Raw genomic sequence first — 15,487 nt, 5'->3', positions numbered from 1 at the left:
CGCCCTAAACCAGGCACCTCGGTCTTTCTGACACACCACGGCGTCTTTGTTAGGGCGGCTGCGCCGCCCAGCGCGGGGCAAGCCCGCTCACTACAGAACCGGCTATCGTGGGCCGGAAACGACGAGCATTTGCCCTGGCTTCAATGCCTGGCCGGTGCGCGGGTTCCAACGCTTGAGGTGTTGCATCTCAACATTGAAGCGTTTGGCAACGATGTACAACGAGTCGCCTTTCTTGACCTTGTATTGCACCGGCTTCTTGCTGCTGGCCACGACTTTGCGCGTGTCCTGCATCACCAGGGTCTGGCCGACCTTGAGTGCCTGGCCGTTGAGCTTGTTCCAGCGTTGCAGGTCATGCACGTCGACCTTGTTCGCCTTGGCGATCAGGGTGAGGTTGTCGCCAGTGCGCACCTTGTAGCTGCGGGTACGCCCGGCAACGGCTTTTGTCTCGACTTCGTCGAACACGGCCTTTTTCGGGCGCATGGCCAGCAATTCCTCCGGACGCATCGTCGAAAGGGTGCTGGTCAGCAGATGCGCCTTGGAGCTGGGCACCAGCAGATGCTGGGGGCCGTCCAGGGTGGTGCGTTGTTTCAGGGCCGGATTGAGCTGGAACAGTTCGTCTTCGTCGATTTCAGCCAGTGCCGCGACCCGTGACAGGTCCATGCTCTGTTTGACTTCAACCACTTCGAAGTACGGCTGGTTGGCGATCGGGCTCAGGTTGACACCGTATGCCTCCGGCGCCAGCACCACTTGGGACAGCGCCAGGAACTTGGGCACGTAGTCCTTGGTTTCCTGGGGCAGGGGCAGGTTCCAGTAGTCGGTGGGCAGGCCGAGTTTCTCGTTACGCTCGATGGCCCGGCTGACCGTGCCTTCGCCGGCGTTATACGCCGCCAGGGCCAGCAACCAGTCGCCATTGAACATGTCATGCAGGCGCGTCAGGTAATCCAGTGCGGCGGTCGTGGACGCGGTGATGTCACGTCTGCCGTCGTAGGCGCGGGTCTGGCGCAGGTTGAAGTAGCGCCCGGTGGAGGGAATGAACTGCCACAAACCGACCGCATCGCTACGCGAATAGGCCATTGGGTTGTAGGCACTTTCAATCACCGGCAGCAGCGCCAGCTCCAGGGGCATGTTGCGTTCTTCAAGGCGCTCGACGATGTAGTGAATGTAGAGGCTGCCGCGCTCTCCGGCGTTCTCCAGAAAAGACGGGTTACTGGCGAACCACAAGCGCTGTTGCTCGATGCGCGGGTTGACGCCCAGGCCTTCCTGCAATTGAAAGCCCCGTCGCATGCGTTCCCAGACATCCTGGGGCACTTCGGGGCTGGGCTTCTCTGAAAGCCAGATAGGTTTTTGCTTGATCTTGGCGGCAAGATTGGGTTTGGGTTGCACGGTGGATTGTGCAGCGAAATTTGTCGATTGGCAGCCCGCCAGAGTCGCGGACACAGCCACCGCCACGGCTTGAGCCAGGCGGGTCAATGCGTCTGAAGAAATGGATTTACGAATAGATGACGACATTGGCTGGAAGTAAGTTCCGGGCAAAAATGTCGGGCGATTCTAGAAAGCGCTTCGGTTCCGGTCAACCATTCAGAAATTGCGTATCAGATTGCTTCCCGTTAGAACTTATCTTTCCACGCCCTCAAGCTAGCAAACACCTCGGCCCCAGAGCGGTTGTCGCGACCGTTCCGTTCGTCCGCTTTTTGTTTAACGGATGTTTCAGCGGTGCGCAGAAAAGGGTTGGTGCGTTTTTCAAGGGCCAGGTTCGACGGCAGTGTCATCTCGCCACGGGCTCGCAACTGGTTGACGTCAGCCACCCGTTCGGCAATATCGGCGTTATCCGGCTCCACGGCCTGGGCGAATTTAAGGTTGCTTTGCGTGTACTCGTGAGTGCAGTACACCAACGTGTCGGCGGGCAGGGCGGCGAGGCGTTGCAGCGAGGCGTGCATTTGCTCTGGAGTGCCTTCGAACAGGCGCCCACAGCCGGCGGCGAACAGCGTGTCGCCACAGAACAGCACGCCCTGGTGGTAATAGGCTATATGGCCCAGGGTGTGGCCGGGCACCGTATAGACGTCGAAGTCCCAGCCCAGCACCGTGACACGGTCGTTATCCTGCAGGGCAATGTCGCGTGCCGGGATCTTCTCACTGGCCGGGCCGTAGACCTTGGCGTCGGTAGCACTTTTCAAGGGCTCCACACCGCCGACATGATCATGGTGGTGGTGGGTGATCAGGATATCGCTGAGCTGCCAGCCGGGGTTGGCCTGGAGCCAGGCGAGCACCGGCCCGGCATCGCCAGGGTCGACGACGGCGCAGCGCTGGGTGCTTGGGTCTTGTAACAACCAGATGTAGTTGTCGGTGAAGGCGGGTAGCGCACTGATCTGTATCATTCTTCGATTCGCCAAGCTGAACACATTGGTGCATCTTAGAACGTCTAGGCGAGTTGGAGAATGCAATGACTGATAAAGCGTTCGCCCAGGCCGATCCTGAGTGGCTGGCCCTGATCAGCGCGGCCCGCGAGTGGCTGTCCGGGCCGATAGGGCAATTTCTGCTGGACGAAGAACGGCGCATGCTCGAAGACGAGCTGGGGCGCTTCTTCGGCGGTTACCTGGTGCATTACGGCCCCTCGGCGCAGACGCCGCCGTCGGCCCCGCAGGTGCAGCGCAATGTGCGTCTGGGGGCGCCGTTGCCCGGTGTGGAAATCGTCTGCGAGGAACAAGCCTGGCCATTGAGCGAGCACGCCGCCGATGTGGTGGTGTTGCAACATGGCCTGGATTTTTGCCTGTCTCCCCACGGTTTGCTCCGTGAAGCCGCCAGCAGCGTACGCCCCGGTGGCCATCTGCTTATTATCGGCATCAACCCCTGGAGCAGTTGGGGAATGCGCCATTTGTTCGCCCATGACGGCCTGCGCCAGGCGCGCTGCATCGCGCCGTCGCGGGTGGGAGACTGGCTGAACCTGCTGGGCTTCGCGCTGGAGAAACGCCGCTTCGGGTGCTATCGTCCGCCGCTTGCGTCGACCAAGTGGCAGGCACGTCTGGCCGGCTGGGAGCGCCGGGCCGGGGCCTGGCAACTGTCGGGTGGTGGCTTCTATTTGTTGGTGGCGCGCAAGATTGTGGTCGGGCTTCGGCCGGTGCGCCAGGTGCTACGCCAGCCCGTGGGCAAGCTGGTGCCGATGCCGATGGCCAAGGTCAACCGCAAGCAGAGTGAATCGTAAAACCCTTTTTTTGATTTCAGGCCGAGTGACCGATGACCGATAGCGTAGAACTCTTCACCGACGGCGCCTGCAAGGGCAACCCTGGCCCGGGCGGCTGGGGGGCCCTGCTGGTGTGCAAGGGCGTGGAGAAGGAACTGTGGGGCGGCGAAGCCAACACCACCAACAACCGCATGGAGCTGATGGGCGCCATTCGTGGCCTGGAAGAGCTCAAGCGACGCTGCAACGTGCTGCTGGTGACTGACTCGCAGTACGTGATGAAGGGCATCAATGAGTGGATGGTCAACTGGAAAAAACGGGGTTGGAAGACTGCCGCCAAGGAACCGGTCAAGAATGCCGACCTGTGGCAATTGCTCGATGAACAATGCAATCGCCACGACATTACCTGGAAATGGGTACGCGGGCACATCGGCCATCCCGGTAACGAGCGGGCAGACCAGTTGGCTAACCGTGGCGTGGACGAAGTGCGGGGTTACAAGCAGAGCTGATGTTCAGAGTGCGGCGATGGCCTGTGCCAGCTGCATGTCGGTAAAGGTTTGCCCTGGCAGGCGTTCGCGAATGTGTACCAGCGCCGCCTCCAGGCGTACACCACGGATCTGGCCATCCGTGGCAACAAAAGATTCGGCGTCGTCCCGTGCCGCTTGAACGATCTTGTCATCCTTGAATGACGAACTGGTGCCCCGAGTGGCACTCATGGACAGGCTCACCAGCGCGTCGGTGGTCATGACGAAGCTGGTGGCGTGTGCCGTGCAGGTGCTGCCCAACAGCAACAGGGTGCACAGTAGTTTTGGCGGGTTCATGGTGGTTGTGGGACCTGTATCAACTAGGGCGTGCAGGCTAACAAGGGCGCCTTGGGCAAAACTGCTGCAGCTTTGCTAAGGATTGTAAAAAACTGTCGAGCCTTGAGCGCCTTGGCCCGGTCTTGGGTTGCCCGGGCCATGGCGTGCTAAGATTGCGCGCCTTGAAATACACCACACCGCTGAGAGTTGAACCCTGATGGCCATCCGATCCGTAGTACTCGATACCGAAACCACCGGCATGCCGGTGACCGATGGTCACCGGATCATCGAGATCGGCTGCGTCGAGTTGATGGGCCGTCGCCTCACCGGCCGTCATTTTCATGTCTACCTGCAACCGGATCGGGACAGTGACGAGGGCGCTATCGCCGTTCACGGCATCACCGATGAATTCCTCAAAGGCAAGCCGCGCTTTGCCGAAGTGGCCGATGAGTTCTTCGAGTTCATCAACGGCGCCCAACTGATCATCCATAACGCGGCGTTCGACGTCGGCTTCATCAACAACGAATTCGCCCTGATGGGGCAGATGGACCGGGCGGATATTTCCCAGCACTGCTCGATCCTCGACACCCTGATGATGGCTCGTGAACGCCACCCGGGCCAGCGCAACAGCCTCGATGCATTGTGCAAACGCTACGGCGTCGACAACTCCGGCCGTGAACTGCACGGCGCCTTGCTCGACTCCGAGATTCTCGCCGACGTCTACCTGACCATGACCGGTGGCCAGACCAGCCTGTCCCTGGCTGGTAATGCATCCGACGGCAGCGGCTCGGCGGAAGGCGCGGGCAATCGCCCATCGGAAATTCGCCGACTGCCGGCTGATCGTAAAGCGACCGCCATTATCCGTGCCAGCGAGCAGGACCTGGCCGAGCATGCGGCGCGATTGGAAGCGATTGCCAAGGCGGCGGGTGCACCGGCGTTGTGGTCGCAGCTGGCGGAGCAATAATCTTCATTCGCCACATTCTCTTCCAGCTTCTACCCTGAGTGCATAGCCCTCAGGACCACAAGCCGTCATGTACAAAGACTTGAAGTTTCCCGTTCTGATCGTGCATCGCGACATCAAGGCCGACACCGTTGCCGGTGACCGGGTTCGAGGCATCGCCAGGGAATTGGAACAAGAGGGCTTCAGTATCTTTTCTGCCGTGGACTATGCCGAGGGGCGGCTGGTGGCATCGACCCATCACGGCTTGGCCTGCATGCTGATTGCCGCTGAAGGTGCCGGGGAAAATACCCATCTGCTGCAAAACATGGTCGAACTGATTCGCCTGGCACGGGTGAGGGCGCCCAACCTGCCGATCTTCGCGCTGGGCGAGCAAGTCACACTGGAAAACGCCCCGGCGGACGCCATGAGTGAGCTCAATCAACTGCGCGGCATTCTTTATCTGTTCGAAGACACGGTGCCATTTCTCGCCCGGCAGGTGGCTCGCGCTGCGCGGACCTACCTGGACGGCTTGTTGCCACCGTTCTTCAAGGCCCTGGTCCAGCACACCGCCGATTCCAATTACTCTTGGCACACCCCCGGCCACGGGGGCGGCGTGGCCTATCGCAAAAGCCCGGTGGGGCAGGCGTTCCATCAGTTTTTCGGTGAGAACACGCTGCGTTCGGATTTGTCCGTTTCAGTACCGGAACTCGGTTCGCTGCTGGATCACACCGGGCCGCTGGCCGAAGCCGAAGCCCGCGCCGCACGCAACTTTGGCGCTGACCACACCTTCTTCGTCATCAATGGCACGTCCACCGCCAACAAGATCGTGTGGCACTCCATGGTCGGCCGTAACGACCTGGTGCTGGTGGATCGCAACTGCCACAAGTCGGTACTGCACTCGATCATCATGACTGGGGCGATCCCGCTGTACCTGTGCCCGGAGCGCAACGAGCTGGGCATCATCGGCCCGATTCCCCTGAGCGAATTCAGCCCTGAGTCCATCCGCGCCAAGATCGACGCCAGCCCCCTGACCCGTGGCCGGCCGGCGAAGGTGAAGATGGCGGTGGTGACCAATTCGACCTATGACGGCCTGTGCTACAACGCCGAGCTGATCAAGCAGCAATTGGGCAGCAGTGTCGAGGTGCTGCACTTCGATGAGGCCTGGTACGCTTACGCGGCCTTTCACGAGTTTTTTGCCGGGCGCTACGGCATGGGCACTTCACGCACACCGGACAGCCCCCTGGTGTTCACCACCCACTCGACGCACAAGTTGCTGGCCGCCTTCAGCCAGGCGTCGATGATCCATGTTCAGGATGGTGGCGCCCGCCAACTGGATCGTGACCGCTTCAACGAAGCCTTCATGATGCATATCTCCACTTCGCCGCAATACAGCATCATCGCCTCGCTGGACGTCGCCTCGGCAATGATGGAAGGGCCGGCCGGGCGTTCGCTGTTGCAGGAAATGTTCGACGAAGCCCTGAGCTTTCGTCGTGCGTTGGCCAACCTGCGCCAGCATCTGGCCGCTGACGATTGGTGGTTCTCGATTTGGCAACCGCCGTCGGTGGCGGGCATCGACCGGGTTGTCACGACGGACTGGCTGTTGCATCCCGGCGACGACTGGCATGGTTTTGGCGACGTGGCCGAGGATTATGTGCTGCTGGACCCGATCAAAGTGACGCTGGTGATGCCCGGCCTCAACGCCGGAGGAGCCTTGAGCGACCGGGGTATCCCGGCGGCGGTGGTCAGCAAGTTCCTCTGGGAACGTGGGCTGGTGGTGGAGAAGACCGGCCTGTATTCATTCCTCGTGTTGTTCTCCATGGGCATTACCAAAGGTAAATGGAGTACCTTGCTCACCGAATTGTTGGAGTTCAAGCGTAGCTACGATGCCAATGTCAGCCTGGCCAGTTGTTTGCCATCAGTGTATGCCCAGGGGCCGTCGCGCTATCAGGGCCTGGGGCTGCGTGACCTCTGTGATCAATTGCACAGCTGTTACCGCAGCAATGCCACCGCCAGGCACCTCAAGCGCATGTACACGGTGTTGCCGGAAATCGCCATGAAACCGGCCGATGCCTACGACCAGCTGGTGCGAGGTGAGGTGGAGGCCGTGTCCATCGATGCCTTGCCTGGGCGCATCGCAGCGGTGATGCTGGTGCCTTATCCGCCGGGCATTCCGTTGATCATGCCCGGCGAGCGTTTTACCGAGGCAACGCGGTCGATCATTGATTACCTGGCATTCGCCCGCACGTTCGACAGCGGCTTCCCCGGGTTTGTCGCCGATGTTCATGGGCTGCAGCACGAAGATGACGGTCATGGTCGTTGTTACACCGTCGATTGCATCAAGGATTAAGGATGGTTATGCACGCAGTGATGAACGTGAAGTATCCGGGGCTCAGTGTCCGCGTGGCCGACGAGGGCTTCGATGCCTATGTGTGGGGCAATGACTTCAGCTTTGAGGTCAGCGGCTACGGCCAGCCGCAGATGGGCAAGCGGGTTGACGAATGGCCTGTGGAGCGGATCCTGCCGTACCGCAAGTGCTATGGCATAGACCCGGAAGAGTTCGCCAGTTTCCGTAACGCCGCCGACAGCGCAGTCTTCATGGCTTACCTCGATGATCGGGCGGTAGGGCATATTGTGGTGAGCACCAACTGGAATGGCTTTGCCCATGTTGATGAGTTGGCGGTGGTCCTGTCTGCGCGTCGCCATGGTGTGGCCAAGGCGCTGCTGGACGTGGCGCAGTTCTGGAGCCGCAAGAAAAACCTGCCGGGCATGATGCTGGAAACCCAGAACAACAACCTCGGGGCCTGCCGCTTATATGAGCGGTGTGGCTATGTGATGGGGGGCGTCGACCACCTGCGCTATCGGGGCATTGATCCGCAAACCCGCGAAGTGGCGATCTTCTGGTACCGCTTGTTCAAGACGGAAACCGCAGCGTCCTAGCCCGCCAACAGGCCTTCTGCCTTCTGCGTGACAATCTCCAGCAACGCATTCAGGGCAGGGGCCGTCACGCTGTCCTTCAGGGTCAGTGCATACAGGCTGACCTGGATCGGCGGTGACAGCGGGCATGCGTCCAACCCTGCTTCCCGTGCGCCGAATGCGGTAAACGGGTCGACAATCGCCAAGCCTTCCCCGGCCTCCACCATGCTGCGCATCATCTGGTAGGTCTGTACGCGCGTCTGCACCACCGGCAACGGGCGCAGGGCCCGCAGCTTGGCGTCCAGCAGGCGGCTGAGCGGGTCCTGGCCTTCGAGACCGATCATCGACTGCCCCGCCAGGTCCTGCAGGGCAATGTACTTCTGCCTGGGTTTGAGCCAGCCATGGGGAGCGAGCAGTTGTAATTTGCCTTGGGCCAATACGGTGCTTTGAATTTGTGGATGTTCCGGGTCATGCAGGCTCAGGCCCACATCGGCCTCGTGCAACAACAGGCTCCTGACAATTTCCCGGGTCGGCAGGCTCGACAGGTTGCACGGCGTGTCCTGGAAGCGTCGACGTAGCATGGCGATGCTTTGCGGCAGCAACTGGTTGGCCAGGGGCGGGGTGCACAGGGCGCGCAGGGTCGGCGCGTGATGGTGTTTCAACCGGCTGGCCAGGCGTTGCACCGGCTCCAGGGCCTCGTAGAGGTGGGCGATTTCGGCCTGCAGTTCCAGGGTCTCGCGCGTGGCTTGCAAGCGCCCACGCACACTGGCAAACAGCATGAAACCTAATTGCTGCTCGGCGTCTTTGAGCACGGCGTCTACATCGCCCACGGGGAGTTGCAACCATTCGGCGGCAGTGCCGAGGTGTCCGGTTTGCAAGATGGCCTGAATCACTTCGATATGACGTAAACGCATCGCCGGAGTCTAGGGTGCGCGCGACGGTGTTTCAATGGCCGGGGCAAAAGAGCGCATGCTGCGAGGGCATATCGGGTAATCATGCGTGCAACTGCAACGAGCAGGCCCTATAAAGAGCGTATTGATTTTATCAAGGAGGCGTACCCATGCGCGGATTGACCACAGTGGCGGGACCGTTGCACACCCAACGCGGTTATACGCGTTGGGCGGCATTGACGGTGGTGCTGGTCATCGGCCTGTTGGCCGTGGCCTTGGGGCCGCGGTTGTTTGGTGATGTGACCCTAGTCGAGATCGCCAGCGCCAAAGCCCAGGTGAGCCGGCTCGGTGAGGCCGTCGAACGCTTTCATCAAGATACCGGTCGCTATCCTGGCGATGACGAGGGGCTTGAAGCGCTCATCCGGCAGCCCGCCGGAGAGGCCAACTGGAAGGGCCCTTATGTCGACGAGGCGTTGCTGACGGATCCTTGGGGTATTGCCTACCAGTATCACTATCCGTCGAGCCAGCCCAATACTCCCTTCGATCTGTTCTCCTTCGGCAAGGACCGCACGCTGGGTGGCGTCGGGGATAACAAGGATATTACCTACGGCGACCTCTGATAGATCTGGCATAACCTGGCGACCTGATTAGAATGGGGCATCTGATCATCAACGACCAATGCCGATGACTCGGCACTTAAAACAACAACAGGTCTGGTCTCAAATGCCTCTACCCACGAACATCTTCGGGGTAACGGCCAAGCAACTCCTGGTACTGGCAACCCTGGGGTGTGCGGCTGCTTATCTCTTGAACAATCAAGAAGAACATTCACCTGAAACCCTGGCGCTCGAAGCGTTTATCCGTTCCCAGGAACAGGTGAGCGAGCGCGTCGGCGCCGTGCTGGAAATGGCGTTGGTCAGGCAGGTTGTGGCTTACCCCACCAGCACTACATCGGGGTACAAGCGTTCGATGTTTGTCGTCGAGGGCGAGAGAGGGCAGTTGATGGTGACGCTCAAGCAAATGGACGGCGAGCCAGGGGTCGAGGTGACTGAGATGCGTAACCGGTGATCCGCCAGCCCAGTCAGTGGCAGCCAGGGCCAGGACTGAGCAGGTCGACCAGGCGAGATCTTATGAGGCGAGGGTGGTTTGCGATTCGCGCACGATGATCGTGCCTGACTGGATCAATTTGAATTCATCACCTTCCAGTTTTTCTACGCGGTCGCCAATGGCCAACTTGTAGGTGGTGGTAGGCGTCGAGCCAGCCTGGCTGTCCTGCGCCGGGTTGGATTCCTGGAACTCATGCACCGAATACACACGTCCTTCCGCGTCTCTGGCATGGAACTGTCCGACAAGTACTGCAGCCATCTGTTTAGAACCTCTGGAGATAAACACTCGATTTCGGTTCTGTAGACCGTCATGAAGCGGGGTAGTTTACCTATAAGAAAAAAATACTATTCGTTGAAGTTTTCAGACACTTCCTACGCACTTCCTGCGCATTGCGCGCTGCGGAATACCTCTGGAGGATTATCACAACCTGCTGGTGATCACGCCGCGAAGGCTCTATAACTACACACTCCTTAGTCAGACGTCGGGAAAAATCAATGAGCAAGGTCTACACGGTTGCCGTCCTGGTGGGCAGCTTGAGAAAAGCCTCTATCAACCGCAAGGTCGCCCTGGCATTGGCTGAACTGGCCCCTGCCAACCTCAAGTTGAACATTGTCGAAATTGGCGATTTGCCGCTCTATAACGAGGATATCGACGGTGCTACACCGCCGGCAGCCTACAGTACTTTCCGTCAGCAGGTCAGTTCATCCGACGCGGTGTTGTTTGTGACCCCGGAATACAACCGTTCCGTGCCCGCGCCGTTGAAGAATGCCATCGACGTCGGTTCCCGCCCTTACGGGCAAAGCGCCTGGAGTGGCAAGCCCGGGGCGATCATCAGCGTTTCGCCGGGTGCCATTGGTGGGTTTGGCGCCAACCATCATCTGCGCCAGTCCCTGGTGTTCCTCGACGTGCCCTGCATGCAGCAGCCGGAAGCTTACCTGGGTGGCGCGGGCAGCGTGTTTGACGAGGCGGGCAAACTCTCGGACAAGACCCGGCCGTTTCTGCAGGCGTTTATCGATGCCTTCGGCAAGTGGGTTATCAAACAGCACGGCTGATGGCCTCGAACCCGGCCGACAAGGCCGGGTTTTTACTTAGGGTTCAGGCCAGTTGATCGGCCAGCAGCAGCGCCAGTGCGGTACTTTTCAGGCGCGATGCCCGATCGATTTCCGGCCCCAGGATCGTCTTCTCCACATACAGTGAATGCACGTTCGTCACTCCAATAAAGCCGAGCCAGGCGTCCATGTACGGGCGCTGGAAATCCATGGCCTGGGCGCCCGGTGCGGAAAAGTCCATGCCGCGCGCATACACATTGACGGCGGTCTTGTCCTGCAGCAAGCCTCGCAGGCCGTGCTCGGGGCTGAACTCGAACAGCACGTCCTTCTGTGACACCACGTCGATAAAGTGCTTGAGCTTGTAGGGCACGGCGAAATTCCACAGTGGCACCGAAAACACCAGCACGTCAGCCTGATGCAGATAGGCGGCCAGGGATTTCAGCGCAGCCCAGGCGCCGGCCTGTTCCTCGGTCAAGGGCGTGCCACTGAGACCGGCGTACTTGGCGTCCATGACCTCGCCATTGAACTCCGGAAGCTCCAGGGCCCATAGGTCCAGGGTGATCACCTCTGTATCCGGAGCATTGTGCTGATAGCGGGCGATAAATTGGCGGGCGATATCCAGGGACGCGGAGCGCTGTTTACGTGGGGAGCATTCGATGTGCAGGAGCGTGGTCATGATGGGCCTCGGGCAGTTGACCCAGGCATTGCAACATAGTGATGATTGAAATATAAATCGTGTTTTCAGTGGTCATTAATCATTAATTAAAATATGTTCGACATCCTGCTACTCAAAACCTTCGTCGCTGTGGTGGATGAAGGCGGCTTCAGTCGCGCCGCGGCCCGCTTGCATCTCACGCAGTCGGCGGTGAGTGGTCATCTGCGGCGCCTGGAAGAGCAGGTCGGCAAGTCTCTGCTGATCCGCACCACGCGCGCCCAGCAACTGACGCCGGACGGCGCGCGGCTGATCGCTTATGCACGGGGCATTCTGGCGCTGAACCGGGATGCCTGGGCCGAGCTGACGCGCTCGGCCTGGGAAGGCAACCTGCGCCTGGGGGTTTCCGAGGAGTTCGCCGAAGCGCGACTGCTGCGCGAATTGCAGGCCGCCGCCGCCGAGTACCCGGGCATGCAGATCAGCGTGCAAGTGGGCATTCCCGGTACGTTATTGGCCCTGATGAAGCAGGGCGAGCTCGACGTGGTGGTGGGATCGTTGTGCGAGTCCGGCGAGCCAGGCCTGGCCTTGTGGCAGGAGCCGCTCGTATGGGCCTGGTGCGCGCAGCCGCGTGCGGTGTTGCCGACGCCCCTGCCACTGGCGCTGTTTCCCGAGCCCTGCCCGTATCGAGAGGCGGCCCTGACCCGCCTGGCCCAGGCCAACATCACGCAGCGCACCGCCGTCCTGTGTACCAGCTATGCCGGGTTGCACGCCGCGGCGCTGGCCGGTTTTGCCATCGCGCCCATGGTTCGCAGCCAGGTCGGCGCGGGCTTGACGGTACTCGGTGTCGAGCACGGTTTACCCGTGCTGCCCGATGCGCAGTTTCGCCTGTTCAGTGCGCCGGATGCGGACCCACGCCTGGTTGAGGTGGTCACCCAGGTGGTGGTCCGCTATGGCGCCGCTCCACGCAACTGAAGGTCAGCGCAACCAGTTGGTGCGCGCCAGCTCAATCACTTCATCGCCACGCCCGCTCATGACCGCCTTGAGCATGTACAGGCTGAAGCCCTTGGCCTGTTCCAGCTTGATACTCGGAGGCATCACCAGCTCCTGGGCAGCGGTGACAACATCTACCAGCACAGGGCCGTCATGGGCCAGGGCGCGGCGGAGTGCCGGTTCCAGGTCTTCGGATTGCTCCACGCGGATCCCCAGGATCCCCATGGCGTTGGACATGGCCGCGAAGTCCGGATTTTTCAGCTCGGTACCGGTATCGAGATAGCCCGCCGCTTTCATTTCCATGGCGACAAAACCCAGGGACGCGTTGTTGAACACAATGACTTTCACCGGCAGTTGCAGTTGTGCCAGTGAGATGAAGTCCCCCATCAGCATGGTGAACCCGCCGTCGCCGGACATCGAAATCACCTGGCGCCCAGGAAACGCCGCTTGGGCACCGATGGCCTGGGGCATGGCATTGGCCATGGAGCCGTGATTGAACGAGCCGATCAGGCGGCGCTTGCCATTCATTTTCAGGTAGCGGGCGGCCCAGACGGTCGGCGAGCCCACATCGGCGGTGAAGATTGCATCATCGTCCGCCAGTTCACTGAGCAAGCGTGCGACATATTGCGGGTGAATCGGGCGGTTGGCTTTTGACGGCTGCGCCAGGTCATCCAGCCCCTGGCGGGCTTTCTCGTAATGCTTCAACGAGGTGTCGAGAAAGCTGCGATCGGTCTTGCGGGTCAGGCGGGGCAGCAGTGCATCGATGGTTTCACCGACATCGGCGGCGATGCCCAGGTCCAGGGCGACACGACGTCCCAGGGCCTGGGCATTGCGGTCGACCTGAATGATGGTCGCGTCGGTCGGGTAGAACTGACGGTAGGGAAAGTCGGTGCCGAGCATGACCAGCGTGTCGCAGTTGAGCATGGCGTGGTAGCCCGAGCTGAAGCCGATCAAGCCGGTCATGCCCACGTCGAAGGGGTTATCCCATTCCACATGCTCCTTGCCGCGAAGGGCATGCACCACCGGCGCGCCCAGGGCGTCGGCCAGCGCAACGACCTGGTCGTGGGCACCGGCACAGCCGCTGCCGCATAGCAGGGTCACTTTCTGGCTGCCCTGGAGCAGGTCGGTGAGGCGCTGCAGGTCCTGTTCGGCCGGTAGCGTGCGCGGCGCATGCAGGGCTGGCCAGGGCTTGAGCCGGTCTTCGACTTCCAGCAGCGACACATCCCCCGGAATCACCACCACGGCCACGCCCCGGTTGAGAATTGCCGAGCGCATGGCACGGTGCAGCACCTCGGGCATCTGCGCGGGGTTGCTCACCAGTTCGATGAAATGGCTGCACTCCTTGAACAGTTCCTGGGGATGGGTTTCCTGAAAGTAATTGAGGCCGATCTCCGAAGAGGGGATTTGCGCAGCGATAGCCAGTACCGGCACGTGATTACGATGGCAGTCGAACAGGCCATTGATCAGATGCAGGTTACCCGGCCCGCAACTGCCGGCGCATACCGTCAGCTCGCCGGTGACGGCGGCCTCGGCGCCGGCGGCGAACGCCGCGACCTCTTCGTGGCGTACATGCATCCATTCGATGCTGTCCATGCTGCGCAGAGCGTCAGTCAGGCCGTTGAGGCTGTCGCCAGTCAGGCCCCAGATACGCTTGATGCCCGCTTGCTCGAGTGTGGTCGCCAATTGCTGGGCCAGGTTGATTTTCGCCATGAAGCACTCCAATCGTCAGTGAGATGAAAAGCGTCTGATCAGAAGAGGACAGTTCAACCAGGGCGTATGTTCAGCTCGTTGTATGAAGCTTGTGTCATCTGTCCTGCAAAAACTCAGGCATTTGATGACATAACGTGTAGTCATGGAACTCTGGTTTTGTGCACGGCCACTGAGGAGATGAAGCGGCAGGGAGCCCTCTCCTAAACATGTCAGAGGTCTAGCTATGCGGTTATCCAGTCAGTCTGCTATTTCGTCACCGGTCCCAATGGTTCACCCGCAAACAACAGGCACTTCTGCCCCGGCGTTGCCTGAGGTGCGGGTTCCAAGTGTTTCGAATGTAACGCGGGATTCAACTCGCCAAATGGAGCGCTCTACTCAATACCCTATGGCGAGCGAGGAAGAGATCCATACCCGAAACAGGCGTGGTTTGAAGCGCTTAAAGCGACCCAAGCCGCCTGTGGAGGTAGACTCGGGCAAGCCACCTGTGTCATCTAAACCAGCCAAGCCGATTGTGCCTCCGTTGCCACCTGTGCCGCCGGTGCTACCCAAGCCGATAACCAAGCTGAAAGGTACGCAAGCCTCCCTGGGTGATTCCCAGAAAATTGTCGGGTTGAACAAAAACAATGCGTTCCCACCACTCCCCAAGCAAGTTGCCGCCAGCGCGCGCAGCGCCTTCGTGAATGCGGCGGTAGGCGGTCTGATCAATATCCCATTCACGGTGGGGGAGCATTTTGCGTCTAAAACCATTATTGCCAGGATTGAAGCGCAAGCCAAAATGCCAGGCGCCGAACAGGTCAGCGCAAACGGCGTCAAGACGACCGTAGACCCGGGCGCTACGGAACAGCAAAAAATTGAGGCGCGCCTGGAAAGCCATGAAATAAAACTGGAGTTGATGGTCAATTCAATCCTGTCCATCAACGAAGGTCCAGACGCCCCGGCAGTGGGCAAGGGCCCTGGCGCGCCCACCGACACGGGCGGGCGTCTGGTCAATCTGGAAAAAACCATGGATGTTGTTGAGGCACAGATGAAAGACATCGCGACTAGATACGGGCTTATTTACGAGCCGTATGTCGCGCCCGCTTCATCCGAAACACCGACTGAGCAGTCTCGCCTGGAGGTCATCGAGCAGCGGTTGATCCATATGACCCGGATGCTCAAGCGGCTGGTCAAAGTTGCGGAAGCAGACGCTGAGTAGCGCCTGGGTTAAAGCAAGAAAAGCCAGGTGAAAAAAATGGGCACGCCGACGGGGTCGGGTGCCCAT

The 15,487-nt window shown here is 60.3% G+C and carries 17 protein-coding genes; 10 read left to right on the top strand and 7 right to left on the bottom strand.

Annotated features, from left to right (window positions below; all coding sequences use genetic code 11):
- Window positions 1–102 precede the first annotated feature (102 nt).
- Window positions 103–1,509: a transglycosylase SLT domain-containing protein gene (locus C9383_RS17900; RefSeq protein WP_060757140.1), complete on the bottom strand. Its 1,407-nt coding sequence runs from the start codon at window positions 1,507–1,509 to the stop codon at window positions 103–105.
- 98 nt (window positions 1,510–1,607) lie between these two features.
- Window positions 1,608–2,375, bottom strand: coding sequence for a hydroxyacylglutathione hydrolase (gene gloB / locus C9383_RS17895; protein WP_090371531.1), 768 nt, complete (start codon window positions 2,373–2,375; stop codon window positions 1,608–1,610).
- 65 nt (window positions 2,376–2,440) lie between these two features.
- Here gloB and C9383_RS17890 point away from each other — a divergent pair, with 65 nt between their 5' ends.
- The gene (locus C9383_RS17890) at window positions 2,441–3,199 is read left to right on the top strand and encodes a class I SAM-dependent methyltransferase (protein ID WP_090371529.1); all 759 of its coding nucleotides are present in this window, start codon (window positions 2,441–2,443) and stop codon (window positions 3,197–3,199) included.
- Between the two features lie 32 nt (window positions 3,200–3,231).
- On the top strand, window positions 3,232–3,684 hold the full coding sequence (gene rnhA / locus C9383_RS17885; protein WP_003173571.1) for a ribonuclease HI: 453 nt from the start codon (window positions 3,232–3,234) through the stop codon (window positions 3,682–3,684).
- A 3-nt stretch (window positions 3,685–3,687) separates the two neighbouring features.
- Here rnhA and C9383_RS17880 read toward each other — a convergent pair whose 3' ends face one another.
- On the bottom strand, window positions 3,688–3,996 hold the full coding sequence (locus tag C9383_RS17880; RefSeq protein WP_060757137.1) for a DUF2388 domain-containing protein: 309 nt from the start codon (window positions 3,994–3,996) through the stop codon (window positions 3,688–3,690).
- A gap of 202 nt (window positions 3,997–4,198) precedes the next feature.
- Here C9383_RS17880 and dnaQ point away from each other — a divergent pair, with 202 nt between their 5' ends.
- The 3 genes from dnaQ (at window position 4,199) to C9383_RS17865 (ending at window position 7,852) form a co-directional block, all read left to right on the top strand.
- The gene (dnaQ, locus tag C9383_RS17875; protein WP_162843555.1) at window positions 4,199–4,939 is read left to right on the top strand and encodes a DNA polymerase III subunit epsilon; all 741 of its coding nucleotides are present in this window, start codon (window positions 4,199–4,201) and stop codon (window positions 4,937–4,939) included.
- Window positions 4,940–5,006: 67 nt separating this feature from the next.
- Window positions 5,007–7,262, top strand: a complete 2,256-nt coding sequence (locus C9383_RS17870; protein ID WP_090371525.1) for an Orn/Lys/Arg family decarboxylase — start codon at window positions 5,007–5,009, stop codon at window positions 7,260–7,262.
- A gap of 20 nt (window positions 7,263–7,282) precedes the next feature.
- Window positions 7,283–7,852 carry a GNAT family N-acetyltransferase gene (locus C9383_RS17865; RefSeq protein WP_060757208.1) on the top strand — a complete coding sequence of 190 codons (570 nt, stop codon included), beginning with the start codon at window positions 7,283–7,285 and terminating at the stop codon, window positions 7,850–7,852.
- Here C9383_RS17865 and C9383_RS17860 read toward each other — a convergent pair.
- On the bottom strand, window positions 7,849–8,742 hold the full coding sequence (locus tag C9383_RS17860; protein WP_090371523.1) for a LysR substrate-binding domain-containing protein: 894 nt from the start codon (window positions 8,740–8,742) through the stop codon (window positions 7,849–7,851). The genes C9383_RS17865 and C9383_RS17860 overlap by 4 nt on opposite strands.
- Window positions 8,743–8,888: 146 nt before the next feature.
- On the opposite strand from C9383_RS17860, the gene gspG reads away from it, so the two are divergent.
- Together gspG and C9383_RS17850 are read left to right on the top strand one after the other, a co-directional pair.
- A complete protein-coding gene (gene gspG, locus C9383_RS17855) occupies window positions 8,889–9,338 on the top strand; it encodes a type II secretion system major pseudopilin GspG (protein WP_090371521.1) in 450 nt (149 codons plus the stop codon).
- Between the two features lie 103 nt (window positions 9,339–9,441).
- Window positions 9,442–9,786, top strand: a complete 345-nt coding sequence (locus C9383_RS17850; protein WP_090372431.1) for a hypothetical protein — start codon at window positions 9,442–9,444, stop codon at window positions 9,784–9,786.
- A gap of 60 nt (window positions 9,787–9,846) precedes the next feature.
- Here the strand turns inward: C9383_RS17850 and C9383_RS17845 are convergent, their stop codons facing one another.
- Window positions 9,847–10,083: a hypothetical protein gene (locus tag C9383_RS17845; RefSeq protein WP_017136925.1), complete on the bottom strand. Its 237-nt coding sequence runs from the start codon at window positions 10,081–10,083 to the stop codon at window positions 9,847–9,849.
- A 236-nt stretch (window positions 10,084–10,319) separates the two neighbouring features.
- On the opposite strand from C9383_RS17845, the gene C9383_RS17840 reads away from it, so the two are divergent.
- A complete protein-coding gene (locus C9383_RS17840; protein ID WP_090371519.1) occupies window positions 10,320–10,877 on the top strand; it encodes an NADPH-dependent FMN reductase in 558 nt (185 codons plus the stop codon).
- 43 nt (window positions 10,878–10,920) lie between these two features.
- Here the strand turns inward: C9383_RS17840 and C9383_RS17835 are convergent, their stop codons facing one another.
- Complete coding sequence (locus C9383_RS17835) at window positions 10,921–11,550, bottom strand: FMN-dependent NADH-azoreductase (RefSeq protein WP_090371517.1); 630 nt, start codon at window positions 11,548–11,550, stop codon at window positions 10,921–10,923.
- A 93-nt stretch (window positions 11,551–11,643) separates the two neighbouring features.
- Between C9383_RS17835 and C9383_RS17830 the strand changes: the two genes are divergently transcribed.
- On the top strand, window positions 11,644–12,498 hold the full coding sequence (locus C9383_RS17830; RefSeq protein WP_090371514.1) for a LysR family transcriptional regulator: 855 nt from the start codon (window positions 11,644–11,646) through the stop codon (window positions 12,496–12,498).
- A 3-nt stretch (window positions 12,499–12,501) separates the two neighbouring features.
- Here C9383_RS17830 and poxB read toward each other — a convergent pair whose 3' ends face one another.
- Window positions 12,502–14,226 carry a ubiquinone-dependent pyruvate dehydrogenase gene (gene poxB, locus C9383_RS17825; RefSeq protein WP_090371512.1) on the bottom strand — a complete coding sequence of 575 codons (1,725 nt, stop codon included), beginning with the start codon at window positions 14,224–14,226 and terminating at the stop codon, window positions 12,502–12,504.
- Window positions 14,227–14,587: 361 nt separating this feature from the next.
- Here poxB and C9383_RS28440 point away from each other — a divergent pair, with 361 nt between their 5' ends.
- Window positions 14,588–15,421, top strand: a complete 834-nt coding sequence (locus C9383_RS28440) for a hypothetical protein (RefSeq protein WP_235863274.1) — start codon at window positions 14,588–14,590, stop codon at window positions 15,419–15,421.
- Window positions 15,422–15,487 lie beyond the last annotated feature (66 nt).

Origin of the sequence: Pseudomonas palleroniana (assembly GCF_003031675.1) — a bacterium.
Taxonomy (GTDB): Bacteria; Pseudomonadota; Gammaproteobacteria; order Pseudomonadales; family Pseudomonadaceae; genus Aquipseudomonas; species Aquipseudomonas palleroniana.
The sequence above is the reverse complement of the archived record's forward strand: the minus strand, read 5'-3'. Positions and strand labels throughout refer to the sequence as shown.